Raw genomic sequence first — 660 nt, 5'->3', positions numbered from 1 at the left:
AGGGATTCGCAGGTCCGGCGCGTTCAGGGCCGACCATGATCATGGGAAAAGTGACATTCATGGTGACAAAGCAGACGGAGACGGCCGGAGCGGGCACCTCGACGCTCGAAAAGAAGCCACGAGTGTTCTCCGGCATCCAGCCTTCGGGCAACTTCCACGTGGGCAACTACCTTGGGGCAATCCGCAACTGGGTCAACCAGCAGAGCGATTTCGAGAATTCGTTCTGCATCGTCGACCTGCACTCGCTGTCGCTCGCGACCACCCGTGAGAGCATGCGCGCCAATATCAGGAGTCTGGCGAATGTGCTGGTCGCCTCCGGCATCGACCCCAGGCAATCGACGTTGTTCGTCCAGTCCGATGTTCCGGCCCACAGCGAACTGTGCTGGATTCTCCAGTCCGTCACGCAATACGGCGAACTGAGGCGCATGACCCAGTTCAAGGACAAGGGTGGCGGAACCGACGAATCCGTGAGCGCGGCGCTATTCACCTACCCGGTGCTGATGGCGGCCGACATCCTGCTGTACGACGCCGAATACGTGCCCGTCGGTGAGGACCAGAAACAACACCTGGAGCTCACCCGGGATATCGCCCACCGGTTCAACACCCGTTACGGTGACACATTCGTGGTGCCGAAGCCCGACATCAAGAAGGAGGGCGCCA

At 60.6% G+C, this 660-nt stretch carries 1 protein-coding gene; it reads left to right on the top strand.

Translation table 11 applies throughout. The features are described from left to right. Window positions 1-59: 59 nt before the first annotated feature. Window positions 60-660: tryptophan--tRNA ligase (trpS, locus tag VB775_RS10255; RefSeq protein ID WP_416235815.1), on the top strand; the 601-nt coding region annotated here is incomplete at its 3' end.

Source organism: Pseudanabaena sp. CCNP1317 (assembly GCF_034931345.1).
Taxonomy (GTDB): domain Bacteria; phylum Cyanobacteriota; class Cyanobacteriia; order Pseudanabaenales; family Pseudanabaenaceae; genus Pseudanabaena; species Pseudanabaena galeata.
The sequence above is the reverse complement of the archived record's forward strand: the minus strand, read 5'-3'. Positions and strand labels throughout refer to the sequence as shown.